Origin of the sequence: Paraburkholderia sp. A3BS-1L, assembly GCF_051125215.1 — a bacterium.
Taxonomy (GTDB): domain Bacteria; phylum Pseudomonadota; class Gammaproteobacteria; order Burkholderiales; family Burkholderiaceae; genus Paraburkholderia.
Genome location: NZ_CP120443.1, coordinates 1,317,072 through 1,341,392, shown reverse-complemented (window position 1 = coordinate 1,341,392; position 24,321 = coordinate 1,317,072). Strand labels below are relative to the sequence as shown.

Annotated in this window: 25 protein-coding genes; 13 read left to right on the top strand and 12 right to left on the bottom strand. The window is 64.2% G+C overall.

Annotated elements, in window-relative coordinates; all coding sequences use genetic code 11:
* Positions 1-18 precede the first annotated feature (18 nt).
* The 7 genes from tssG to P5W99_RS21250 form a co-directional block, all read right to left on the bottom strand.
* A complete protein-coding gene (gene tssG / locus P5W99_RS21280) occupies positions 19-1,113 on the bottom strand; it encodes a type VI secretion system baseplate subunit TssG (protein ID WP_421025384.1) in 1,095 nt (364 codons plus the stop codon).
* Positions 1,077-2,915 (bottom strand): type VI secretion system baseplate subunit TssF, encoded by a 1,839-nt coding sequence (gene tssF, locus P5W99_RS21275; protein WP_434662813.1) that lies wholly within the window; start codon positions 2,913-2,915, stop codon positions 1,077-1,079. Before tssF ends, tssG begins: the two co-directional genes overlap by 37 nt.
* A 63-nt stretch (positions 2,916-2,978) precedes the next feature.
* Entirely contained in the window at positions 2,979-3,458 is a 480-nt protein-coding gene (gene tssE / locus P5W99_RS21270) for a type VI secretion system baseplate subunit TssE (protein ID WP_421025382.1), read from the bottom strand.
* Positions 3,459-3,565: 107 nt separating this feature from the next.
* Positions 3,566-4,069 (bottom strand): Hcp family type VI secretion system effector, encoded by a 504-nt coding sequence (locus P5W99_RS21265; protein ID WP_175196036.1) that lies wholly within the window; start codon positions 4,067-4,069, stop codon positions 3,566-3,568.
* Positions 4,070-4,150: 81 nt separating this feature from the next.
* Complete coding sequence (gene tssC / locus P5W99_RS21260) at positions 4,151-5,650, bottom strand: type VI secretion system contractile sheath large subunit (RefSeq protein WP_421025381.1); 1,500 nt, start codon at positions 5,648-5,650, stop codon at positions 4,151-4,153.
* A gap of 13 nt (positions 5,651-5,663) precedes the next feature.
* Complete coding sequence (tssB, locus tag P5W99_RS21255) at positions 5,664-6,194, bottom strand: type VI secretion system contractile sheath small subunit (RefSeq protein WP_434662808.1); 531 nt, start codon at positions 6,192-6,194, stop codon at positions 5,664-5,666.
* A gap of 66 nt (positions 6,195-6,260) precedes the next feature.
* Positions 6,261-6,920 carry a hypothetical protein gene (locus P5W99_RS21250; protein ID WP_421025379.1) on the bottom strand — a complete coding sequence of 220 codons (660 nt, stop codon included), beginning with the start codon at positions 6,918-6,920 and terminating at the stop codon, positions 6,261-6,263.
* 362 nt (positions 6,921-7,282) lie between these two features.
* Here P5W99_RS21250 and tssJ point away from each other — a divergent pair, with 362 nt between their 5' ends.
* From tssJ to P5W99_RS21230, 4 genes are all read left to right on the top strand, one after another.
* Complete coding sequence (gene tssJ / locus P5W99_RS21245) at positions 7,283-7,909, top strand: type VI secretion system lipoprotein TssJ (protein ID WP_421027000.1); 627 nt, start codon at positions 7,283-7,285, stop codon at positions 7,907-7,909.
* 169 nt (positions 7,910-8,078) lie between these two features.
* Positions 8,079-9,425 carry a type VI secretion system baseplate subunit TssK gene (gene tssK, locus P5W99_RS21240; protein WP_421025378.1) on the top strand — a complete coding sequence of 449 codons (1,347 nt, stop codon included), beginning with the start codon at positions 8,079-8,081 and terminating at the stop codon, positions 9,423-9,425.
* Positions 9,422-10,216: a type IVB secretion system protein IcmH/DotU gene (icmH, locus tag P5W99_RS21235; RefSeq protein WP_421025377.1), complete on the top strand. Its 795-nt coding sequence runs from the start codon at positions 9,422-9,424 to the stop codon at positions 10,214-10,216. Before tssK ends, icmH begins: the two co-directional genes overlap by 4 nt.
* A 283-nt stretch (positions 10,217-10,499) precedes the next feature.
* A complete protein-coding gene (locus P5W99_RS21230) occupies positions 10,500-11,132 on the top strand; it encodes a DUF4142 domain-containing protein (protein ID WP_421025376.1) in 633 nt (210 codons plus the stop codon).
* Between the two features lie 58 nt (positions 11,133-11,190).
* On the opposite strand, the gene P5W99_RS21225 is transcribed toward P5W99_RS21230, so the two are convergent.
* On the bottom strand, positions 11,191-11,790 hold the full coding sequence (locus P5W99_RS21225; protein WP_421025375.1) for a TMEM175 family protein: 600 nt from the start codon (positions 11,788-11,790) through the stop codon (positions 11,191-11,193).
* 87 nt (positions 11,791-11,877) lie between these two features.
* Between P5W99_RS21225 and P5W99_RS21220 the strand changes: the two genes are divergently transcribed.
* The gene (locus tag P5W99_RS21220) at positions 11,878-12,573 is read left to right on the top strand and encodes a cytochrome b/b6 domain-containing protein (RefSeq protein ID WP_421025374.1); all 696 of its coding nucleotides are present in this window, start codon (positions 11,878-11,880) and stop codon (positions 12,571-12,573) included.
* A 35-nt stretch (positions 12,574-12,608) separates the two neighbouring features.
* Here P5W99_RS21220 and P5W99_RS21215 read toward each other — a convergent pair whose 3' ends face one another.
* Positions 12,609-13,682, bottom strand: coding sequence for a hypothetical protein (locus P5W99_RS21215; protein WP_421026999.1), 1,074 nt, complete (start codon positions 13,680-13,682; stop codon positions 12,609-12,611).
* Positions 13,683-13,815: 133 nt separating this feature from the next.
* Between P5W99_RS21215 and P5W99_RS21210 the strand changes: the two genes are divergently transcribed.
* Positions 13,816-14,091: an H-NS histone family protein gene (locus P5W99_RS21210; protein ID WP_421025373.1), complete on the top strand. Its 276-nt coding sequence runs from the start codon at positions 13,816-13,818 to the stop codon at positions 14,089-14,091.
* A 25-nt stretch (positions 14,092-14,116) separates the two neighbouring features.
* On the opposite strand, the gene gudD is transcribed toward P5W99_RS21210, so the two are convergent.
* The 3 genes from gudD to P5W99_RS21195 form a co-directional block, all read right to left on the bottom strand.
* Positions 14,117-15,478, bottom strand: coding sequence for a glucarate dehydratase (gene gudD, locus P5W99_RS21205; protein ID WP_421025372.1), 1,362 nt, complete (start codon positions 15,476-15,478; stop codon positions 14,117-14,119).
* Positions 15,479-15,612: 134 nt separating this feature from the next.
* Positions 15,613-16,947, bottom strand: a complete 1,335-nt coding sequence (locus P5W99_RS21200; RefSeq protein WP_421025371.1) for an MFS transporter — start codon at positions 16,945-16,947, stop codon at positions 15,613-15,615.
* Between the two features lie 279 nt (positions 16,948-17,226).
* The gene (locus P5W99_RS21195; protein WP_434662800.1) at positions 17,227-17,955 is read right to left on the bottom strand and encodes a FadR/GntR family transcriptional regulator; all 729 of its coding nucleotides are present in this window, start codon (positions 17,953-17,955) and stop codon (positions 17,227-17,229) included.
* 510 nt (positions 17,956-18,465) lie between these two features.
* Between P5W99_RS21195 and P5W99_RS21190 the strand changes: the two genes are divergently transcribed.
* From P5W99_RS21190 to P5W99_RS21160, 7 genes are all read left to right on the top strand, one after another.
* Positions 18,466-19,137 (top strand): c-type cytochrome, encoded by a 672-nt coding sequence (locus P5W99_RS21190; protein WP_421026998.1) that lies wholly within the window; start codon positions 18,466-18,468, stop codon positions 19,135-19,137.
* 52 nt (positions 19,138-19,189) lie between these two features.
* Positions 19,190-20,554, top strand: a complete 1,365-nt coding sequence (locus tag P5W99_RS21185; protein ID WP_434664461.1) for a c-type cytochrome — start codon at positions 19,190-19,192, stop codon at positions 20,552-20,554.
* Between the two features lie 43 nt (positions 20,555-20,597).
* Complete coding sequence (locus tag P5W99_RS21180) at positions 20,598-20,780, top strand: hypothetical protein (protein WP_245004715.1); 183 nt, start codon at positions 20,598-20,600, stop codon at positions 20,778-20,780.
* Between the two features lie 77 nt (positions 20,781-20,857).
* Positions 20,858-21,436, top strand: coding sequence for a cytochrome C oxidase subunit II (locus P5W99_RS21175; RefSeq protein WP_421025369.1), 579 nt, complete (start codon positions 20,858-20,860; stop codon positions 21,434-21,436).
* On the top strand, positions 21,426-23,051 hold the full coding sequence (locus P5W99_RS21170; RefSeq protein WP_434662797.1) for a b(o/a)3-type cytochrome-c oxidase subunit 1: 1,626 nt from the start codon (positions 21,426-21,428) through the stop codon (positions 23,049-23,051). The genes P5W99_RS21175 and P5W99_RS21170 overlap by 11 nt, the downstream gene beginning before the upstream one ends.
* Positions 23,048-23,836 carry a c-type cytochrome gene (locus P5W99_RS21165; protein ID WP_434662795.1) on the top strand — a complete coding sequence of 263 codons (789 nt, stop codon included), beginning with the start codon at positions 23,048-23,050 and terminating at the stop codon, positions 23,834-23,836. The genes P5W99_RS21170 and P5W99_RS21165 overlap by 4 nt, the downstream gene beginning before the upstream one ends.
* Before the next feature lie 87 nt (positions 23,837-23,923).
* Positions 23,924-24,298, top strand: coding sequence for a cupin domain-containing protein (locus P5W99_RS21160; RefSeq protein WP_434662793.1), 375 nt, complete (start codon positions 23,924-23,926; stop codon positions 24,296-24,298).
* The last annotated feature ends 23 nt before the right edge of the window (positions 24,299-24,321 follow it).

Here is a 24,321-nt window from a genome sequence, read left to right as displayed (position 1 = left end):
CGTGATTCCGGTCAATCGTCATTGGGTGACATGCAATTCGTAGTGTGCATCGCTGCGGTCGCGATCGGCTTCGTGGGTGCAGAGGAACGCGTCCCAGCCCAGCCGCGAGCCCGCGCCTAGCTGGCTCGCGCCCACGTCCGAGCGGCGCAGCACCAGCTGCACTTCGTACTCGAGGGTCATGCGCCCGAGCAGCATGAGCATGCGTTCGAGCGCCATGGCACGCTCGCCGCCAGGCAAGAATGCTTCGTAATCCTTTTTTGTCAGCGGCCCGATCACGAGACGCGCGCGCATGTCGCGCTGCCAGACGCGCTCGCCAGCGAGCGCGGTCGCACCGAGCACGACATTGCTTGTGCCGAGTGAGGAAAGCTGCTCGGGCGGCACGTCGTACCATTTGCCGACGAACTGCTCGACGCGAACCGGCGCATTGAAATAATCGGAGAGCGTGTTCTGCAGATACGCCGCCGACACAGGCCGATGGCGCGCGGCAATCGCGTGCCCGGCAATGGCCTCGTCGAATAGCGCGCCTGGGCCATCATGGCCGTCGCGCAGACTGTCGCGCGAGTCTCCGTTGGCCACGCCCGCGAGCGCGAGCAGCAACGGCAAATAGCGCTCGTCGCGGTCGAGTTCGTAATGAAACGGCAGACGGTACTTTTTCCACGCTGCGTAAAAGAGTGCCGTCGCGCGATTGGAAAATACGTCGAAGAACTCGCGCGCGGCGCGCTCGCGCTTGACCTGCTCGCGCGCAACGATCTGCTCCGTGTAATGGAGCGGCAGCGCACCGTGCGCGCCCAGCAGGCCAAAAAACGCAGGTGTGATGGCGACCTGCTCCAGCTTGCCTTCCTCGAGCGCTGCCGTGCGCGCGGCTTTTTCCGCGAGAGGACGCCCCGCTTCGTCGTACGACATGGCCTGCTCGATCTCGCTGGGCGGAAAGCCGAGTGAGAGCGTATTGCGAAACGTCACGCGCTGCCCGAGCACGTCGCGCTGGCGGTCTTGCGCCTTGTCGGCAAACCAGCGTTCGAGCAGGCGCACCGCCTGGAAAAACTCGAAGCGGTGCGGCTCGTCGAGCAGACGCTCGATTACACCAGGATCGATTCGCCGCTGCGGGGCTTGCATCGCAGGATCTCCTCGCCGGTGAGTTCCGAAATCACCACCAGTTGAATAAAGCTGTTGATATGCACATAGAGCCCGAAAAATACGTCGAGCACGCGTGCGAAGGTGCCGAGGCTCGTGCCGACGAAATGCTCCTCCTGCACGGTCACGCGAATTTCCACGCCGCGCACGAAGGTGGCGAACGGCTTGCCGGGTAGCCATTGCACGGCAGCGCGCTGCTCTACGTTCACGATGCCGTCGATGTGCCGCGACGAAACCGCCGAACGGCGCATGTCGTAGAGCGTGAGCATTTCCTTGAGCGTGGTGGCACCCTCGCTCGCGAGCGACACGTGACTGAGCGAAAGATGCGAGATCAGACGCCAGTGCGCGGCCTGGCGGCGTTCGAAGCGCACGCATGGCGTGGGTCGCGCGAGCAGCGTGATCGGGCTCGTTTGCGAGCCGCCCTCTTGAAACAGGTCCCCGCCTTCGAGCCCCACCGCGAGGCCCCCGGGCAGATCGCGGTTGGTGCAGGTGAGCGCCAGGCTCAGCGTGTCAGTCTGCTCCGCCGACGGATCGAAGTCGATGTCGACGATCGATATTTCGGTTTCGTAACCTGGACTCTTTTGCGCTACCCATTCGTCGCGGCGCGCGAACCAGTAATGGCCCGCGCGCGCGGCCTCGCCGTGGCGCAGCGAATAGAATGGCCGGAATTCCACGACCGATTCCTCATTGGCGCGCTGCTGCACGAGCTTCACGGAATCGATCGAATAAACCTCGTAGGCGAACGCGCGGCGCCCCTCGGCAATCACCGGATATGCAATCGCCTGATGGCTCAGGCGAATCGGCTCGCCGGGCTGCTTGAAGAGATTCACGACCGGCGTGCAGAAGAGCCGCAGATGATGGGCCGCGAGCGTGTCGAGCAGACGCGCCTCGTGCGAGTCGCCACGCACGTCCTTGAGCACGATGTGCAGCGTGAGACGCTGGCAGTGGCCCGTGGCGGCGCTCATGGCGGCAAGATCGAAATCGACGAAATCGAATTTGGCCGGAAACGCGAAGTACTCGGTGAGCACGCGGTAGGCCGGATGCGATCTCGCGGGAAAGTCGATGAGCGCGTCGTGTTCGGCAAAGCCCGCCTGGCTGAACGGCATCTCGCGCAGCGCGCTCCAGCGTCCGCTGCGCTCGGGCTCGACCCATGCCCCCAGCGCATTCACGAACAGACAGTCGCCGAGCGCGGCAATGAACGATTGCTCGCCGTGTAGATAGGTGCGCAATTGCGGCAGGTTCAAACTGACGAGGTCGAGTTGCGGCGAGAGCGACTCGAACGTGATCGAAATGACACCGCTGGCGTCGCCTGGCAGCACGATGGAGGCAGGCGCCATCGCCACGGGCATGTAGCGCGCCTCGGCAATGCGCACCGGCGCGAGCATGACGTCATAAGCGGTGCGAAAGCGGCACTGCACGCCGCGCAAGGGCCGCGATTTGAGCTCGGTGCCGCGCTCGACCACCGTGGGCGCAGTGAGATTGACGAATGAAGCAGCGGTGCCGAGCTGTGCGATCGAGCACGAGGGAAAAGGCCGCAGATAATGCGGATAAAGGACTTCGAGCAGCGCCTCGGTGAATTCGGGGTAATCGTCGTCGAGACGCTTGTTGATGCGCGCGCCCAGCAGCGCGAACGACTCGATCATGCGTTCGACGTGCGGGTCTTCGCAGTGCTCGCCCGTCATCGCGAGCCGGGCTGCGATCTTCGGGTAGCGCTGGGCGAATTCGCACGAATAGCGTCGCAGGAACGACAGCTCGCGCTCGTAATATGGCAACAACTCTTCCATCGCGGCTCCCCGCTCCCCAAAAAATGCCTGCCGCGTGATCACGCAGCGCCGGCCATTGCTGCCTTATGTCTTAGCGCGTGCGCGCGTTACGGAATACTGCAGCGTGGAGGGCTGCAGCAATGCATCGAAATTGACTGGCTCTTCGGCCGGGTGAACGACCAGCATCGCCTGAATAACGAAATTCAGCGAGCTGGTCGAGCGCGAATTCGTCTCGAGCCTCACGTTAACACTCTGCAAACGCGGCTCGTGCCGCTCGATGGCCCGACGGATCGAGCCGCAAATAAAGGTGCGATCGCAGTGGCTCGCCAGACTGAGCCCGGCAAAATCATTCAGCCCATAAGTCAGCAAGGATCGGGTGCATTCCGGAAATTGCCCGAGGTCTTCCTCCGAAAATGCAATGCGCGTGTTCAGGATCGACTCTAGATCGCGCGCGACGGTCGCCTTGAGCTCGTCCAGCGACAATTGCCGCATGGCGGCGGGCGCCGGCACGTGCGGTTCGTCGTCGAACAACTTGTCGAAGAAACTAGGTTCGAAGCGCTTCATCAAACCGGGTGACGCCGTTCCGGCGTCATATAAGGCAACGCCCGAACGGCGCGCACTGCACGCCGTTCGGGCTTTCGGACATCAAATCCGGACGTTGGTCCGGGACATCAGACCGCGTAGGTCTTGTCGTTCTTCGTGAGGCTCCACGCACCCTGAGCATTCCCGCCCTGGTTGCCGCCGATCTTCTGCTGCGTGTACTTCCATTGCACGGCGGCATACTTGAGCGAGAACGCTTCGCTCGGCAGCCCTTCGCCGGCAACCGACGGCGTGATGCTCGAAATGATCACGTACTTGAGCTTGATTTCGAGGTACTTGATGCGGTTGCCTTCGCCGTCCGAGCGCATGAAGTCGATCGTGACTTCGTCAAACGTCGTGCCGCCCGAAGCGTGCTGATACAGCAGCGGGCTGACCACGTCGATGTCCTTCGTGAAGCACATGTCGGCATGCTCGCAGCGCTCCGACGTGTGGCCGCCTGCGGTCGAAGCCGTCGCCGAGCGCGGCTGCAGGATCGAGTGATTCCACGTGTCGATTTCGATCCAGTTCGCATGGTCCTTGTCCTGCGACTCGCCCTTGATCGCCGGATTTCCGAATTTTAGATAGATATCCTTCATAACGCATCGCTCCCCATAGAGGTGGTTTGTACCGCAGTTTTACGCGCGGCTCTACGCAGTTTTACGTGCTTCTACGCGCTGCTACGAATTAGCCGGCTTCGGCAGATCTGCCACGAGCCGCAGCGAAATCGACAGCTCGTCGAGCTGGAAATGCGGACGCAGGAACGCGACCGACCGGTACGAGCCCGGACGCCCCGGAATTTCCGCGACCTGGATCGACGCTTCGCGCAACGGGAACTGTGCCTTCTGCTCCTGCGTCGCGTTGTCGTCGAGCAGCACGTATTGCGAAATCCAGCGGTTCAGGAACACCTCGACATTTTGTGCCGAGGCGAAGCTGCCGATCTTGTCGCGCATCATCGCCTTCAGGTAGTGCGCCACGCGCGACACCGAGAAGATGTACTGAAGCTGGGCGGACAGCACGGCATTCGCGTTCGCACTATCGGTGCTGTATTTTTTTGCCTTCTGCACCGATTGCGCGGCAAAGAACGCGGCGTAGTCGGAATTCTTGCAATGCACGAGCGGGATGAAGCCGAGGTCGCTCAGCTCCTTCTCGCGGCGGTCCGTGATCGCGATTTCGGTCGGGCACTTGAGCGCGATTTCGCCGTCGTCGGTCTTGAACGTATGGGTGGGCAGGTCCTGCACGAGACCGCCGCCTTCCACGCCGCGGATCGCCGCGCACCAGCCGAATTCGTCGAACGCGTCCGTGAGGCGCGCCGCGAAGGCCCAGGCTGCATTGCACCAGAGGTACTTGCTGTGGTCGGTGCCATCGACTTCTTCGACGAAGTTGAAGCCCTCGGCCGTGGCGCCGTCCTTCGGGTTGAACGGCAGGCGGCCCAGAAAGCGCGGCAGTGTGAGGCCCACGTAGCGCGAATCCTCGGCGTCACGGAACGACTTCCACTTCGCGTACTCGACGGTGTCGAACACCTTGCCGAGATCGCGCGGCTTGCCAAGGTCGGCAAACGATTCGAGGCCCATCAGCTCGGGCGAAGCCGAGCAGATGAACGGTGCGTGCGCGGCCGACGCGACATGCGACATCTGCTCGATGAAATACATGTCCTCGGGCTGGCGGGTAATTTCGAAATCGCCGATCAGCGTGCCGAACGGCGCGCCGCCGAAGGTGCCGAACTCTTCTTCATAAACCTTCTTGAAGAGCGCGCTCTGGTCGAATTCCACGGCGGTCTTGAAGTCACGCACGATATCGCGCTTGGGCGCGTGCAGCGCCTTGATCTTGATGGTCTGGCCGGTGTTGCTTTCCTTGCACAGATAGTCGAGGCCGCGCCAGGTGCTTTCGAGGCGCTGGAATTCCGGCGCGTGCATCACGGCGCTCAACTGCGCCGAGATGAGGCGGTCGAGCTCGGCCACGCGGGCGTCGATGGTGGCCGAAAGATTGTCGGACACGACCACGGTGCCGTCGAGCACCTGGTGCACGAGCTCGCCGATCAGATCCTTTGCGCGCGCGTGCTCCGAGTCGGACTTCGCGACCTTGCTTTTCTCGACGATCTCGTCGAGCAGCGACGGCGAGGCTTCGTCGTCGGCCGACTGCGCTTGCGACTGCTGTGCCGCTGTGCTTTGCTGGTTCATGTTGTCCCCTGCCTCATTCGCCCTTGGGCTCGTCTTCTGCAGAACGCTGGCCCGCGTTCTCCGCCAGCGCCTGCAATTGCTGCGTATTGGAGAGCACTTCGCTCAGCAGGTCTTCGAGCTTGTCGTTGCCGGCGAGCTTGTTGCGCAGGTCCGCGAGCTTCGAGCGCGCCTCGAGCAGGCGGCGCAGCGGCTCGACCTGGGCGACGACCTCGTCCGGATTGAAGTCCGCCATCGATTTGAAGCGCAGGTCGACGGCGAACTTGCCGCCCTCGCCGCTCAGGCGGTTTTCCACCTGATACGCGGCGCGCGGCTCGATGCCCTTCATCACGTCGTCGAAGTTATCGCGGTCGATATTGATGAACTTGCGGTCGCGCAGCTTCGGCTGCTCGATTTCCGATTGACCGGCCAGATCGCCCATCACCCCGACGACGAACGGCAGTTCCTTCACTTCGATCGCGTCGCCACGCTCAACCTCGTAGGTCAGCTGGACGCGCGGCGGCCGCACTTTCCCCAAGCGCTTCTGAATGCTTTCTTTCTTTGCCATCGACGGCTCCCTGCTTCCGTTACGAGCTTCGTTGTGCTCGCGTTAGCGAGTGGTGTTATGGGCGGTTTAGCGCAGCGCGCTGAACGGGTCCGCGCCGTTGCCGGCCGCCTTGGCGGGCGCCGCTGCCGCGGCAGGCGTCGCAGGCGCGGTCGCCGCCGGTGCTGCAACCTCGGCCACGACACCGGTTTTGGGCGCGGTTTTCGAAACGTGGCGGACGTACCTCTTTTTCTTCACGACTTTCGCGTTCTGGTCGGGCGGGAACAGTGCGTCCTCGCCAAGCGTGTCGCGCAGCTCCTTGGCGAGCGCCTGGGCGTCGGTCTTCGCATCGCCTTGCAGCGAGGCGTCCTGGCGCAGCTCGCCCAGCGATTGCGTGGCCACGCGCAGACCCGCCACGGCGAGCACGCTCTTCGCGGCGCGGTCGGTCTGGTCGCGCTGCAGGGCTTCCTGCGCAGCGACGATGGCCTGCCCGTAATGCTGCTGCTGGAACTGGATCTGCGCGATGCGCGACCACGGCTCTTCACGCGTGGGGTCGGCCGCAGCGAGCTTTTGATAGGCTGCGATAGCCTGGTCCTGGCTCCCCCCCTTCGAAAGCGTGTCCGCGTCCGCAAGCGCCTTGTTGAAGGCCTCGGGCGATGCCGAAAGAGAGTTGCTCTGGGAAGCGCAACCAGCGATTACACCGCAAGCGATCACTACCCCCGTTAGCCTCGAAAAGACCCGCTTTTTCATCGTTCTTTCACCGCCGTTCGTCGATTAATTTTAATTCAGGGAGAGAAGCCAGAGTTTTACTTATCCCCCAGCGCGCCGTATAGTACAGGCCAATTTTGTTATTTTCAAGGCAGTTTAACGGTGTTTTAAAAACGAGGGAATTGACAATCGCACTGAAATTGTGACGCCGACTATAAGCGGCGTGCAAAGCGAGAAAAAAATACCGGGCACATCATTGGACACTGGGGTATGCGCAGGAAAATTTTTCTGCACATTAAATAATCGAGGCATCACGGGGTTAATGCCGCGCAATGCGCCAGGCATTACCGGCGCCGGGCATATTAACGCAGCAGGAGAGCACGGGCCGAGCGCCCGCGATAAAAATGACTTCGCATATTATTCAATTCGCATCGAATGCAGCGGCGCTGTGCGCCGCTGCCGTCTTGCTGGGCGGTTGTGCAGCGGCCATTCCCGCCATTGGCGGCGCGGCCTCGGCCGCCCTGCAACTCGCCGGAGTGGGCAAGCCTGAGGTGCCGGACAGCCAGAAGCCGCCGCGCGATCTCGGCCTCACGCTTTATGCCGCGCGCAATCTAAATGCGGCGAACGACAACAAGCCGCTTGCATTAGTAGTGCGCCTCTACACGCTGAAGGACCCGACCTCGTTCGAGCAGGCACCTTTTGACACATTTACCGATCCCGCGAAGGAAAAAAGCACTTTGGGCGCCGACTTGCTGAACGTGCGTGAAATCACGCTGATCCCGGGGCAGCGCTATAGCGCGACCGAAAAGGTCTCGCGTGAAGCGCAGGCATTCGGGATCGTCGCGCTATTTCGCGATCCCGCAATGGAACGTTGGAAGTTCGCATTTGATCCGGCGAAATCGGAGAAATCCGGCATAATGGTCGGCCTGCACAACTGTGCCATGACGGTTACGAGCGGCACGGTAATTCCGACGGGCGCGGGGCAATCGACGCAAACGCTCAATCTGCTCTCTTCGGTGACTTGTGGATAAATCGGCGCCCGCGGTCGCATTAAAGCGTGCCGGAAGCAAAGAACAAGCGGCTCTAATAGCGGGCATTTGGAACGCTATAGGGAACGCGATGGAAACGAACCACCTTAACCCATCCAGTCCGTCGGCACGCACGCGGCGAGACTCGATCGACGCATAACGCTGAATCAACATGAGCTATTCCTCGAAAGTGCTATGGGGGGAAGGCCTCTTTCTGAGGCCGCAGCACTTCCAGCGGCAAGACGCCTATCACGAAGCGCGGCTCTTCGAGTCGATCCAGGCCATGCAGCCATATAACTGGGGCGTGCGCTCGGTCCGCATCGACCACGATTCGCTCGGCAGCAACATCCTGCGCCTGAACGAACTCTCGCTTGTGTTTCCCGACGGCACGCTGTACTCCGCGCCGCAGGCCGACAGCCCGCCGCCGCCCGTCGCGCTCGACGCGTTGCCCGAAGGGCTCAACGAATTCACGTTCTATCTCGCGCTGCATCAGGTGCGCGAGAACGGCTCGAATTACTCGGTCGACCGCGACGCCGGCTTCGCGGCGCGCTACGTGAGCGAGCAGGCGAGCGTGGCCGATCACTATACGGATGCCGCGCAGGCCGACGTCACGTTCCTCAAGAACAACGTCAGGCTCGTCGCGCACACCGAGCCGCGCGACCAGTTGCTGACGGTGCCGGTCGTGCGCGTGCGGCGCACGGCGTCCTCGGGTTTCGAGGCCGACGAGAGCTTCGTGCCGCCGAGCCTCGCGATCGAAGCGTCGGCGCTTCTGCATCAGCGCCTGCGCCGCCTGATCGACGCCTTGCAGGCCAAGGTCAATGCGCTCTACGGCTTTCATCGCGAGCCCACCAAGAACATCATCGAGTTCCGCTCGGGCGACATCGCATCGTTCTGGCTGTTGCATACGGCAAGCGGCGCATTCGCGACGCTCGCGCATCTGTACCAGCACGCGGCCCTCCATCCTGAGCGGCTCTTCCAGGAACTGCTGCGCCTCGCGGGCCAGTTGCTCACGTTCTCGAAAAACCACACGCTCGCCGACCTGCCCGCCTATCGTCACGACGATCCGGGCCCGGGCTTCGCACGTCTCGACGCCATTTTGCGCGACCTGCTGGAGACGGTAATCTCTACGCAGTACTTTGCGATCACGCTCGACGAAGTGCGCGCGTCGTTCCACGTCGGCCGTCTCGATTCGGGCAAGATCGACGATAAAACCACGTTCTATCTGGCCGTTTCCGCCGACATGCCCGCGGTCGATCTCGTCGAAGCCGTGCCCGCGCGCTTCAAGGTGGGCGCGCCCGACGACGTCGACAAGTTCGTGCTCTCCGCCATGCCCGGCGTGCGCCTCGTCTATACGCCGCAGGTGCCGCCGGCCATTCCGGTGCGCCCGGGCGCATGCTACTTCGCGCTGGAGTCGCGCGGCGCGCTCTATGAGCGCATGATCCAGGCACAGTCGGCCACGGTCTACACGCCGTCGGGCATCAACGATCTCAAACTCGAACTCATTGCGGTGACGTCATGACGAACGCGCCTTCCCTGTTCGGCGGCGCGACCCCGCCGTCTTCCGCCTCGCCTGCCCCTGCGATGCCCGCGAGCGAGCCTGCGTACCAGGCGCGCTCGCTGCTCGACCTGCTGTACGACGGCTTCTTCATGCTGTTCCTGCTGAAGAACGGCCGCGAGCCCGGCAGCGCGAGCGACTTCGGCTCGCGCGTGCAGCAGTTTCTCGGCGACTTCGAGCGCGGAGCGAAAAAGCTCAATATCGCAGCCGAAGATGTGTATGCAGCGAAGTTCGCATTCTGCGCAGCCGTGGACGAGTCGGTGCTCTCCTCGCCGTTCAAGATCCGCTCGGACTGGGAGCGCAAGCCGCTGCAGCTTTCGCTATTCGGCGAGCAGCTCGCGGGCGAGAAGTTCTTCCAGTACCTCGAGGAATGCCGCGCCCAGGGCGCGGCACGGCTGCAATCGCTCGAGGTCTTTCACATGTGTCTGCTGCTGGGCTTCCAGGGCAAGTACATGCTCGAAGGGCCCGAGAAGCTCGCGTACCTCACCGCGCGCATCGGCGACGAGATCGCTCACATGAAGGGCAAGCGCGCCGCGTTCGCGCCGCATTGGGCGCTGCCCGATCTCATCGCGCACCGCCTCAAGCGCGAGGTGCCGCTCTGGGCCATCGGCGCCGTGTTCGCGCTCGTCGGCATACTCGCGTGGACGGGCCTCAACACCTGGCTGCGTGATAGCACGGTGCGCGCACTCACGCCTTATACGAACATCGTCAAGCTCGGGCCGCAATCGGCCAATCTCACGATTTCGCTGCCTTGATCATGCTTCGATGATGTGAAAGCGGCTCCTGCACGATGCCTGTGACATCACGATGATTCGCGTGCTACCTGCACGCGAATCCCAGCGCCTTTACCAACCGTTACAGAAGCGACGCCATCGTTTCACCTGGTTTCACCTGTACGCATCGAGCCTTTCTAGAATTCATCTGACCGTTGCGCAACACACTCGCACAGCGGTCGCGAACGTTGCCTCGCGCAGTACATGCACCTCGCATTGCACTGGGCCTCGTTTGCGAAACCGATAATTCACGAAAGGAGTTCGTATGTCTCGCCTCTCGCTTGCTTCGCTCGCCACTGCATCCGCTGCCGGCCTGCTTGTCCTTTCGCTGGGCGCTCAGGCCCAGACCACGGCGCCCGCCGGCACTGCCGCAACCAATACGGCCACCGCCGCCGCGGCCAGCTCTACCGGCACGACCGCTATGACCGCTACAACCAATGCGGCGGCGGCCGGAGAAAAGCTCCATGGCTCCGACAAGGCGTTCATCGCGGACGGCACGCAAACCGTCGCCACGCAACGCGACGCCGCGCGAATTGCCAATTCGCGTTCGAGCGACCGCGAAGTGAAGGCCTTTGCCGATCAGATCGTCGCCGACTACACCAAGCTCTCTAACGCAATGCGCGCCGCGAGCCCGCGCGGCGTGGATGTACCGCGCAACGACCCTGATACTGCGGTGCTCGACAGCATCAAGAATCTGCGCGGCGCCGATTTCGACAAGGCATATATCGAGCAAGTGGCGCTGGGCGGCCAGCAAAAAGCGCTGTCGGCCTTCCAGGCGGAAATTGCCCAGGGCCGCGATGCGGGTCTGAAGAAGGTGGCGACCGAAGGCCTGCCCGTGATTCAGGCGGACATCGCCAAGGCGAAGGAACTCGCGCAACGCAAGCATATGGCCAGCTAATTCATCGGCCTGCAGCGCGGAAAGAACGGGCCCGGTCTTCTGAACCGGACCCGTTCTTTTATTCTTTCGGCGCTTCGTGCGCGGCCATCACGAGCCGCTCCATGCGGCGGTCCGGCACGAACCACAGCAATGCCATCGCTGCGAAGAACAGCGTGCCGACATGCGGCCACCCCAGCGCCGCCAGTATCATCCCCAGCACATATCCCGCCACCGAGGCCTTGCCCTTCAGGTCGTGCCGCAATGCCTGCGCGAGCGCGCTTTGCGCACCGTGATGGCGCACCAGCGTGCCCTGGAGCATCACGTAGGCGAGCGCGCAGAGCAGCAAATTCAAGCCGTAGAGCATGGTCGGCCAGCGCCCGAAATGGTTTTCGCCCATCCACCCGGTCGTGAACGGCAGCAGCGAAAGCCAGAACAGCAGATGCAGATTCGTCCACAGCACCGCACCGTTCACGCTGCTCGAGGCGTGCAGCATGTGATGATGATTGTTCCAATAGATGCCGACATACATGAAGCTCAGGATATAGCTGAGCACGGTCGGCCACAGCGGCACAAGTGCCGCGAGGTCCTCGCCATGCGGCACCTTGAGTTCCAGCACCATGATGGTGATGATGATGGCGAGCACGCCATCGCTGAACGCTTCGAGTCGGTTCTTGTTCATCGGCTTTGCAGTTCGAGGTCGGGTCAAGCTGGCGCAAGTATGGCCGAAAGCGCCCTCGCGCGCGAGCCGCAACGCAGAGGAAATGACATGGATGCCGGACCGCATGCCTCGCCTGAGCCCGGCGCTTCGCCCGCGCGCCGTATTCGCGTTTGGGACCTGCCGGTGCGGCTCTTTCACTGGCTGACCGTCCTGCTCGTGGCCGTCGCTTATGTCTCGCAGCGCATGAATTGGATGCAGCTGCACGTGCGTGCGGGCGAGATGCTGCTCGCGCTCGTGCTGTTCCGTTTGCTTTGGGGCTGCTTCGGCAGCGAGACCGCGCGCTTTGCCCGCTTTGTCGCGACGCCGATGGCCGCGTGGCGACATTTGCGTCATTTCTCGCGCCGCGAGCCCGACGTGCAGGTCGGCCACAACGCAGCAGGCGGCTGGATGGTGCTGCTACTGCTCGCGCTGCTGTTCGCCGAGACGCTCTCCGGCCTCTACGACTACAACGATATCGCCGACGAAGGCCCGCTCTCCGAAGTCGTCCCCGCCGCCGTTGCGAACGCAATCGCTGCGATCCACGCCTGGGGATGGGACGTGCTGGCCGCGGCGATCGTACTGCACGTTTGCGCGATCGCGGCCTATGCGCTCGTCAAGCGCCACAATCTGATCGGCCCGATGGTGACGGGCGCGAAGCGCCTGCCCGCAACGGCGCAGGCGCCCCGGCGCGGCCCGTTCTGGCTCGCGGCGCTGCTGATGGCGGTTGCCGCGCTCGTGACGGCGCTGCTTGCCGCGTATCTGTGAGCGCCCGCCCGCACGTCGATATCGGCAACGCGCCCCTAGCCCGCCGGCACCGTGAGTATCGGCGCCTTCTGATCCTGATTGGCCTGCGCGAGCGCGATGACGTTCTGCAACACCGTCAGCGCGTACTTCGAATCGAAGTCGTCGTTGTCGATCCAGTAGGTGGCGTTGTGATAGACGACCGCTGCGTAGGCATCGGGCGGCGGCTTCTTGCCCACATGCACGACGACGGTGGGCCGCGTCTCTCCGCCGACGAGATGCACGGTCGGAACGGTGGCACCGCGCTTGACGTCGTCTTCGGGCACCGCGATCTGAGCGCCGAGGTTGGTCAGGATGCCCATCACCGATCTCGTCACCATGTTGATGGTGCGTCCGTTGCCCGACGCGGGGCCATACATCACCGCATATTCGCGCATGGCAGGCAAGAGCCGCAGCAGCCGGCGCACTTCGGCGAGGTCCCTGGCCGTGCCGGGCGGCGCGGCGTCGCTGCCGAGCGTCATCGTCACCTGCGCCGAGCGGTCGTGCGCGCCCTGCTTGTAGTTCACGGTGAGCTGCCCCGCGAGTTGCAGGCGGCGCAGCGCGCGCAACAGCGCAAAGAAGCCGGGGCTCCCGTCGCTTTCGGGGCCGCCGAGCGGCGCGGCATTCTGCAGCCCGCCGATCGATTGCACCGAAAGGCGCAGCAGCACGTCGACGGGCACGCCGCTATCGGCGAGCGGCAGCAGCAACTCGGGCGGCAGGGGGCGGATATAGCCGGTAGCGAGCGCCTCGCCCGTGGTGGGCACGAACGTGAAGGTCGGATGATTCGAATACGAGGCGCTCGCGCTGGCCTGGCCGAAACTCGTGCCGGCGGCACTCGATCCGCCCTCGGCGAGCACGCCCGCGCTCGCTTCGAACGTGTACGAGGCGATGATCTGGCTCACCGCCACGAACGATGGCGAATCGCCGAAGCGCAGACCCACGACGGTTGCGAGCATCTCGCGCTTTTTCGCGTCGCCGAGCGCGCGTTCGTAATCGACCTGGTCGGTACGCAGCAGATGCGGGCCGAACCACGCGCAACCGGTTGTCATGAAAAGCGGACACAATGCAGCGGCGACGAGCCGGCGCCGGATCAGCAAATGCAATGCAATCATGCGGGAAGTCCGATGGTGTGAGCACGAAAGGCGATGCGTGCAGCAAGCTCCATGCCTCGCACCGCATTTCGCGTAAAATCTGGCGCTCCTTTCACACCATTCGACAACACCGCAGATGGCTACCTACCTCGAATTGCTCGCCGAAAAACGCGCACTGGACGCGCGCATCGAAGCGATGCGCGCGGAGGCGGCTCAAGAAGCGCTGGCGGCCGCGCGCGCCGCCATCGCCGAATTCGGCTTCACGCCGGAGGATTTGTTCGGCAAGCCGCGCCAGCAAAAGCGTTCACGACAAGGTACGCGGCGCAAGCGCAACGTCGCGCAAGGCGACGCCGCGGCGCAAGCTCCCGACCAGGCCAACTTCGATCTGTTCAGCGACCCGGCCGGGCATTAAAGCCGAACCTTAAAGCACGCGGCGCTCAGCGCACGAGACACGGACGCTTGTTGTCGAAGGTCCAGTTGGGGATGAGGTATTGCATGGCAATGGCGTCGTCGCGGGCGCCGAGTCCGTGCTGCTGATAGAGCGCGTGCGCCTGCTCAAGCGCGTCCATGTCGATCTCGATGCCGAGGCCGGGCTTCTGCGGCACCTGCACCTTGCCGCCCACAATCCGGAGCGGTTCGCGCGTGAGGCGCTGACCGTCCTGCCAGATCCAGTGCGTGTCGATCGCCGTGATCTTGCCGGGCGCAGCGGCGGCCACATGCGTGAACATCGCGAGCGAAATATCGAAGTGATTGTTCGAGTGCGAGCCCCACGTGAGCCCCCAGTCGTTGCACAACTGCGCGACGCGCACCGAACCCTGCATGGTCCAGAAGTGCGGGTCCGCCAGCGGAATGTCCACCGATTGCAGTTGAATCGCGTGGCCCATCTGGCGCCAGTCGGTGGCGATCATGTTGGTGGCCGTGGGCAGGCCCGTCGCGCGGCGGAATTCGGCCATCACCTCGCGGCCCGAATAGCCGTTTTCCGCGCCGCACGGGTCTTCCGCATAGGCGAGCACGTCGTGCTTGTCGCGGCACAGGCGAATCGCTTCTGCGAGCGACCACGCCCCGTTCGGATCGAGCGTCACGCGCGCCTGCGGAAAACGCTCGGCCAACGCCGTGACCGCCTCCATTTCCGCATCGCCCGCCAGCACCCCGCCCTTGAGCTTGAAGTCGTTGAAGCCGTAGCGCTGTTGCGCGGCCTGCGCAAGACGCACGATGGCCTCGGGTGTCATCGCCTCTTCGGTGCGCAGGCGCTCCCAGTCGTTGCGGCCATCGGCGCCGCTAGCATAGGGCAGATCCGTCTTGTTGCGATCACCGATGAAGAACAGGTAGCCGAGCATCTCCACTTCGCTGCGCTGCTGTCCTTCGCCCAGCAGCGCAGCCAGCGGAACGTTCAGATGCTGCCCGAGCAGGTCGAGCAGCGCCGCTTCGAGCGCAGTCACGGCGTGGATCGTCGTGCGCAGGTCGAAGGTCTGCAGGCCGCGGCCGCCTGCGTCGCGGTCGGCGAACCGCTTGCGCACGGCGTTGAGCACGGCCTGGAGATTGCCGATCGACTGGCCGACCACGAGCGCGCGCGCATCGTCGAGCGTCTTGCGGATCGACTCGCCGCCCGGCACCTCGCCCACCCCCGTGTTGCCCGCGCTGTCGCGCAGCAGTACGACGTTGCGCGTGAAGAACGGGCCGTGCGCGCCGGAGAGATTCATCAGCATGCTATCGCGGCCCGCGACGGGCACGACGCGCAATTCGATCACGACGGGCGTGGCGCTCGGCGCGATATTCGGCCGGACGTTCTGTGTAGACATGGAAGCATTACCTCTGGAAATGCGGCGCCACATGGCGCCTGACAAGCATGACAAATCGGATCATCAGGAAACCGCCGGGGGCGCGCCCGGGCGCTTCGCTGCATCCGTGAATCGGCCCGCGCGGCAAGCCCGGCTCACCGCGCGCCGCCCTGCACCGGCGCCTCGTCGCCAAAGGCGCGACGCGAAGGTTTGTTGCGCGCGAGGAACGCGAGCGCGGCGGCGATCAGCGAAGTCACGCCGAGACCGTAAAGCCCGCCCGCGATCGAGCCGGTGTGCTGCTGCAAATAGCCGAACGTGGCCGGCGCGAAGAAGCCGCCCAGATTGCCGAGCGAATTGATGAGCGCAATCACGGCGGCCGCCACGCGCGTGTCGAGGTAGCCCTGCGGGATCGGCCAGAACAGCGACGATGCCGCCTTGAAGCCGATCGCCGAAAAACAGATCGCGACGAACGAGAACACCGGATTCGCCGAGGTCGAGGCGAACAGGCCGCACGCGGCAATCACCAGCGCGACGGCGAGCCAGGCCTGCTGAAAACGGTATTTCGCCGAGAGCAGCGCGAAGCAGTACATCGCGACGATGGCGATCATCCACGGAATGGTGTTGTACAGGCCCACCTGGAAATCCGTGAGGCCGCCCATTTTGCGAATGATGGTGGGCAGCCAGAAGGTGGCCGCGTAGATCGTCAACTGGATCGCGAAATAGAGGAAGCAGAACAGCACGATCTGCGGGTCGCGCAACAGGCGCATGACCGGCACATGCGCGCCCGTCACGGCGACGCGCTCAGCCTGCTCTTTCGCCATGCAGGTTTCGAGCGCGCTCTGCTCGGCGCTGGAGAGCCAGTGCGCGTCGCGGATGCGCGACTTCAGCATGAGCCAGCTCGCGCCGCACAGCAGGACGGAAAACGCGCCTTCGATCAGGAACATCCACTGCCAGCCCGCGAGGCCGAGGCCGCGCACCGAAAGCAGCGCGCCCGTCACCGGCCCGGAGAGCACCGAGGCGAATGCCGAACCCGCGAGAAAGATCGCCACGGCCTTGCCGCGTTCCTTCTGCGGCAGCCACTGCGCGAAGTAATAGACGACACCCGGAAAGAAGCCCGCCTCCGCGATGCCGAGCAAAAAGCGCAGCGCGTAGAACGAGGTGTCGTTGCGCACGAAAGCCATGCACGCCGCGACAATGCCCCACGTGCCCATGATGCGCGTGAGCCAGGCGCGCGCGCCGTACTTCTGCATGAGGATATTGGACGGCACTTCGAAGAGCGCGTAGCCGACAAAGAACAGCCCCGCACCCAGCCCGTATGCCGCAGCCGAAAGACCGATATCGGCCTTCATGTGCGCGCCGGCGAAACCCACGTTCACGCGGTCGATATAGTTCGCGATGAACATGATGAGGAACAGCGGCAGGACGTGGCGCTTGACCTTGGCGCTGGCGGAGTCCAGCAGGTCCTCGTTGTGGTCGGGCAGAGTGGACATCGAAGTTGTCTCCAGTTTCGCGCTTCGCGCCCCGGCCGGAGAATCGGCATCGATGAGGCGCATTGTGGTACGTTGTCTGATGACATTCTAGCGATGTTGTACGATCACCCCAACGGGGTGTTTACCCTCCTTTCCTCCGAAACCTGTACATTACGACGCATGGGCCAAGCCCGGAGCGTTGCTGAATTACCCACGTTGTACGATGACTCATCTCACGAGGTAAACCGATGAAATGGCGGGCAAATTAACTGCGATATAGATCAGCAGCGGACGCCGGTATCAAGCCCCCTCCGCAGCCCGCCGCAGCCGCTCCCTGCTGCTCGACAGATGCATGCGCATCGCGGCGCGCGCGCTTTCGGAATCGTGCCTTGCAATGGCGTCGAAAATGCTCTCGTGCTCGCGGTTCACGAGCTCGGCATAAGCCTTGGGATCGCTGTGCGCGATGCCGGCCGAATCGATGCGATGGCGTGGAATCAGCGCAGCGCCCATCTGCGTGAGGATGTCGACGAAATAACGATTGCCGGTGGCGCGCGCCACCGAGACATGGAATTGCAGATCGGCGCCGGCGCTGTCACCGCCTGCGCGCGAGGCCACCGAAATCGCATCGAGTGCCGCGCGGATATTCGCGAGGTCGCGCTCGCTCGCGCGCTGCGCCGCGAGTCCCGCGCATTCCGTTTCCAGGCTGATGCGCAACTCCAGCACCGAGAGCAGATCGTTGAGCGTGCTCGCGGGCACGACTTCGAGATCGAGCGGCTCGCGGCGCGGCTCCAGCACGAAGCTGCCGATGCCATGGCGCGTTTCGATCACCGACATAGCCTGCAGCCGCGAGATGGCCTCGCGCACCACGGTGCGGCTCACGCCCAGCGTGCTCATGAGACTGCTTTCGGTCGGCAGCTTGTCGCCGGGCTTCAAGGTGCGCGAAGCGATCTGCTCGCTGATGTAATTGACGGCATGCTCCGCAAGATTGCGACTGCGGGCGGGTATGGGCGCGGCGCTCGACTCGGCCATCGTCCTCTCCTTCGAATGCGAATTTCGTTTCATTATACGTCGTCGGACAACCAAGCGCCTGCTGCCGTGCCCCGTTCAGCAGCGGGGATTCGTGCGGTTCGCCGGCGCTCCGAAGACATCGGACAACCGGGTGTGTCAGCTCGGCGATCGGCATACCCATCAATCCCGCGAGCGCTTCTTCGAAAAGCAAGCACTCGCGCAAATTAATTTGGATTCCATATTTATTAGCGCATGCCGCAATGCAGCCAACGAATCGGTGCGTTAGCAAACGTTTTTATATAGAAATCGCTTGAATAAACCTCTGTAAATAATTTGTACACGTTCACTCGACAGATTGCGCTTTTTTACGATAATGTCCCCAAAGAGGATGCGCGCCGGAACGCAAGTCGCCACGCCGGTCGACGCCTCAACTGATATCGAATCGCATCGCGCTTGTGCCGTACATGCCGTCCACAATCCGCAACGAGGGAATCATTGAGAAACCGCATCGTCCGCGTTGTCCTCTGCGCCATGGCATTCGCGCTGCCGTGCGCCGCGTCGTTCGCGGCCCCGCCCGCGGAACCCGCGCCTGACACGATGCAAGCCCGCGTGATGGGCTGCGCTGCATGTCACGGCGCGCACGGCGAAGGCACTGACAACGACTACTTTCCGCGCCTCGCCGGCAAGCCTGCCGGCTATCTCTACAACCAGCTCATCGCGTTTCGCGACGGCGGCCGCAGCTATCCGCCGATGAACTATCTGCTCGCGTATCTGCCCGATGCGTATCTCAAGCAGATGGCCGAGTTCTTCGCGCACGAGCGCCCGCCTTACCCGCCGCCCGCCGCGCCCAAGGTCGATGCGGCCATGCTCGCGCTCGGCAAATCGCTCGTCATGAACGGCGCGCCCAACCGCAAGGTGCCCGCGTGCGCGGCCTGTCACGGCGCCTCGCTCACCGGCATGCAGCCCGCCATTCCCGGCCTCGTGGGCCTGCACGCCGACTACATCAGCGCGCAGTTGGGCGCGTTCCGTTACGGCACGCGCCGAGCCGCCGCCCCGGACTGCATGCACGACATCGCCTCGCGTCTCGCCGAACGCGACATCACGGCCATCGCCGCCTGGCTCGCCTCGCAGTCCGCGCCCGCCAATCCAGCGCCCGCGGCGCCCGCGCCCTTGCCGCTCGCATGCGGCAGCGCCCACAACTAGCCGAGGCCTCGACGTGCGCAAACTTCGATCCCTCTTGCCCATTTTCCCGACGATGCCGGTCCCCGCGCCAAAGCCCGCGCTGGCCGCGCACCTCGCCCGCGCGAGCCGCACGCTGGCGCTGAGCGCCACGCTCCTGTACGCCGGGTTCGCGCATGCGCAAAGCGGCGCGCCGGTAGCCAATTCGGCGGATGCGGCAAGCGCTGCCGCCGCCACGGCAATAGCCAATGCCAAGCCCGTGGCAAGCAATGCCGTATTGCTCGCGCGCGGCGAATATCTTGCGCGCGCGGGCGACTGCGTCGCGTGCCACACGGTGCCTTCGCAGAAGATGTTCGGCGGCGGCCGCCCGATGGAAACACCGTTCGGTACGCTCTATACGCCGAACATTTCCTCGGACAAGCAATACGGCATCGGCGCATGGAGCGCCGACGAGTTCTATCGCATGCTGCACGAGGGCAAGTCGCGCGATGGCACGCTGCTCTATCCCGCGATGCCGTTCGCGTCGTACACCAAGGTCACGCGCGCCGACTCCGATGCGATCTACGCGTACCTGCTTTCCACGCCCGCGGTCAATCAGCCCAATCGCGCGCATACGCTGCGCTTTCCGTATAACCAGCGCCAACTCCTGATCGGCTGGCGCGCGCTGTTCTTCCGCTCGGGCGAGTTCAAGCCCGATCCGAAGCAGTCGGTGGAATGGAATCGCGGCGCGTATCTGGTGGAAGGTCTCGGGCATTGCACGATGTGCCACACGGAGATCAACGCGCTCGGCGGCAACACCGCGTCCAAGGAATTCCAGGGCGGTCTGATTCCGCTGCAGAACTGGTACGCGCCCTCGCTCACCTCGAACAAGGAAGCGGGCCTCGGTGACTGGAGCATCGGCGATATCGTCGATCTGCTGCATGCGGGCGTCTCGAATCGCGGCGCGGTGTACGGGCCGATGGCCGAGGTCGTCTACGACAGCTTCCAGTACCTCACCGAGGACGACGTGCGCGCCGTGGCCGTCTACCTGAAGTCGCTGCCGGGCCATTCGGGCGAAGTCGACAAATCGCCCAAGAGCCAGTTCGTGACCGAGGAAGCCAACCGTCTCTCGCCGCTAGGCAAGAAGATCTACGACGCGCAGTGCGCCACGTGCCACGCGTCCGAAGGCCAGGGAAAGCTGCCGCATTTCCCGCCGCTCGCGAACAACCAGTCGATCCAGATGAATTCGGCGGTAAACCCGATCCGCATGGTGCTCAACGGCGGCTATGCGCCGGGCACGAAGAAGAACCCGATGCCCTATGGCATGCCGCCGTTCGCGCAGTTGCTGTCCGACGAGGAAGTGGCTGCCGTGGTCACGTATATCCGCACGGCATGGGGCAACCATGGCACGCCGATTTCAGGGCGCGAAGTGAACGCGCTGCGCTCGGCGCCGCTGTTCTGAGCTTTTTTGAGCCGCCGTTGCGAACCTTCAAGCTGAGGCCGTGATGATCGAAACACCCGCCCCTCAACAACCGGGCGCGCCCGCGCAGCACGAGCAAGTCGACGAGATCGTGCGCCGCGGGCCATGCGGCGCGCTCGCGCTCGCCGGCATTGCCACGGCCATCGTGGCCGCGATCTGGTTTGCGTTCTACTTCCTGGTGTTTCTGCCTCGCGGTGTCATTCAATAACCGCGACGCATAACCACCACGAATAACCGGACCATCCGCCGGCAACCCTTCCACTCCATCTCGCGCCAACCGCCCTCATGTCCACGCATCCAACCGATCCCCATGCCAGCGCCGAAGTGGCCGCGCGCGTGGAGCGCCGCTGGGCCACGCTCATGGTGGCGCTCGTTCTCGTGCTGGTGGCGATGACCGTCTACACCGGCCTGCACTGGGCGATGATGCCGCCTTCGCGCGTCGAGACCATCGACCCCGAAACGCTGCACGTCTCCGGCGAATTCGTCGAAACCAATCTCGGCAGCGCGCTCGAGCCGGACGGCTCGGTCACGGTGCGCGTGATCGCGCAGCAGTACTCGTTCACCCCGCAATGCATCGTGGTGCCGGCGGGCGCGCCCATCACCTTCCGCGCCACCAGCGCCGACGTCGTGCACGGCTTTCTCGTGACCGACACGAACCTCAATTCGATGGTCGAGCCGGGCTATGTCTCCACCTTCCGCACGACCTTCGACAAGCCCGGCGACCATCTGATGCCGTGCCACGAGTACTGCGGGACAGGTCATCAGGGCATGTGGGCGCATGTGAAGGTCGTCGACCGCGACGCCTTCATGCAGATGGCCGCCCTTCCGGAGAACCATTCGCGGAGACTGAGCTGTGTTAAATAACAAGCGACTCGTGCTCGCCCACTTCTGGCTCGCGTTCATCCTGTTCGGGGTCGCGCTGCTGCTCGGCGCGTGGCAGATGCTCGTGCGCAGCCCGCTGCATCCGTGGCTGCGCGATCCCGAGCTCTACTATCGTTCGGTGACCGAGCACGGCACCGTGATGGGCTACGCATTCCCCACCCTCATCGCCATGGGCTTCGGCTACGCGGTGACCGAGCTCTCGCTCAAGCGCCCGCTCATCGGTGCGCGCTGGGCGTGGCTCGGGTTCATCCTGCTCGCGCTCGGCGCCGTCACCGCCTCCGCACCGGTCGCGCTCGGCCGCGCCTCGGTGCTCTACACCTTCTATCCGCCGATGATCGCCAATGCGTTCTATTACATCGGCGTCGTGTTCGTGGTGGTGGGCTCGTGGGTATGGGTCGCGCTGATGGGCGTGAACTTCGCCGCGTGGAAGCGCGCGAACCCCGGCAAGCCGGTGCCGCTCGCGATGTTCGCGACCACCGCGGGCGCGTATCTGTGGGGCTGGACCGCCGTGGGCGCGGCCATAGAAGTGCTGTTCCAGATCCTGCCTGTCGCGCTCGGCTGGCGCAACACCATCGACGCGGGCCTCGCACGCGTGTTCTTCTCATGGACGCTGCATGCCATCGTCTACTTCTGGCTGATGCCCGCGTACATCTGCTACTACACGATCATTCCGCGCGCGATCGGCGGCCGGCTCTATAGCGATTCGATGGCGCGCATCTCGTTCATCCTGTTCCTCGTGGTGGCCATGCCGATCGGCCTGCACCATCTCTTCACCGATCCGCAGGTGGGCTCGGGCTTCAAATTCGTGCAGTCGGTGTTCACGGCGCTGGTGTCGGTGCCCACGCTGCTCACGGTCTTCACGATCTGCGCCTCGGTCGAGATCGCGGGGCGGCTGCGCGGCGGCAAGGGCGTGTTCGGCTGGATCGCCAAGCTGCCGTGGCAGAACCCGCAGATGCTCGCCGTGGCGTTCTCGTTCGTGATGCTCGGCTTCGGCGGCGCGGGCGGGCTCATCAACATGAGCTACCAGCTCGACCAGCCGGTCCACAACACCCAATGGATCACGGGCCACTTCCACCTGATCTTCGGCGGCGCGATCGTCATCATGTACTTCGCGATTGCCTACGATCTGTGGCCGCAGCTCACGGGCCGCGCACTCACGAACTGGCGGCTCATGCGCTGGCAGCTCTGGCTTTGGTTCATCGGCATGATCGTGACGACCTTTCCGTGGCACCTGGTCGGCATCATGGGCATGCCGCGCCGCATGGCCTACTTCGATTACAGCGACCCCGCGCTGGCCGCCCAGGCAAGCCTCGTGACCGCCTCGGCGGTGGGCGGGCTGATTCTCGTGATCTCCGCGATCCTGTTTTTCGTGGTGCTGCTGCAAGGCCATCGCAGTCCGGCGCAGGCGCCCGAGGAATACCGCTTCAGCGCACCCGTGCATGAATCGCCGGTGTTGCCGCGCGCGCTCAACGGTTTCGCGCTGTGGGTCGTGCTGATGATCGCGCTCACGATCACCAACTACGGCTACCCCATCGCCCAACTGCTCGCGGCACCCAACACGGCCGTGCCCGCGATTCCGATTGGAGCGCCGCGATGAGCGAAGAACGCCTGTTCACCTTACGCAATGTGTGGTTCCGCGCGAGCGTGGGCGCGACGATACTCGCGTTCGTCGGCGCCGCGTTGATCGGCTTCGTCTGGCTGCCTTCCGCGCAACGCGATGCGCAGTTCCAGGGCATCTGGAACGCCATCTGCAGCGCGGCCGGCGTGCCGCGCCAATGGTCTCAGGCGGGCGCCACCATCACGCCGGGCTACAAGGTCAGCACGGTCGAGCTCACGCCGCACATGCTCGAGAGCGCCAGCACCCTGTCGATCGGGCGCGGCGCCACGCTCTCGCTGCGCTGCACGATGTGCCACGGCCCGCAGGGCATGAGCCAGGCCAATTTGCCGAATCTCGCGGGCCAGTTCGCGAGCGTGGTGTACAAGGAGCTGCTCGACTTTCAGAGCGGCGCGCGCAAGAACGCGGTCATGACGCCGATGGCGCAAAATCTCGCCGACCAGGACATGCGCGATCTCGCGGCCTACTACGCCTCGCTGCCGCCCGCGGCGCGCGTGGGCGGCACGCCGCCGGGAATCGTCGCGCTCGGCGCGCCGATGCGCAATATCCCGGCGTGTGCCTCGTGCCATGGCGGCGTCGACCACAAGGTGGGCACCCCCTGGCTCGACGGCATGCCGGCGGCCTACACCAAGGTGCAGCTCACGGCCTTCGCGGACGGCACGCGGCACAACGACATTTCCGAGCAGATGCGCAATATCGCGCGCAACATGACCCCCGCGGAAATCGACGCCGCGGCGGCCTGGTACGCGGGCGGTGTGCGTCCGTAGCGCATCCGCCGCGACGGGACACACGCGGAGCGCGGCACGCCGCCTGCACGCTCCGCGCGTTCCCCCACACTCTTGCCTGGAGACATCATGGCCCTTGCTCACGCCAAGCCTGGCGAAGTCTTCGACGTGCGTGCGCTCGGCGGCGCGCTCAAGGACGCGAAGTCGACCACGCTGATCCGCGCGGCGCAGCTCGAGGTGATCCGTCTCGTGCTGCCAGCCGGCAAACGCTTGCCCGAACACAGCGTGCCCGGCGAGATCACGGTGCTGTGCGTCGAGGGGGTAGTCCGCTTTTTCGTGCGTGGCGAGCCGCGCGCGATACAGGCGGGTCAGATGATGCTGCTCGGCGCGGGCGAGCCGCATGCGCTCGAAGCGCTTGACGACGCCTCGGTCATCGTCACGATTCATCTCGCTCATCCCGCGAGCGACGGCAAACCCGCGAGCGCCCCATCAGTCCACCCATAACGTCCAGACCGTTGCACCTCCGC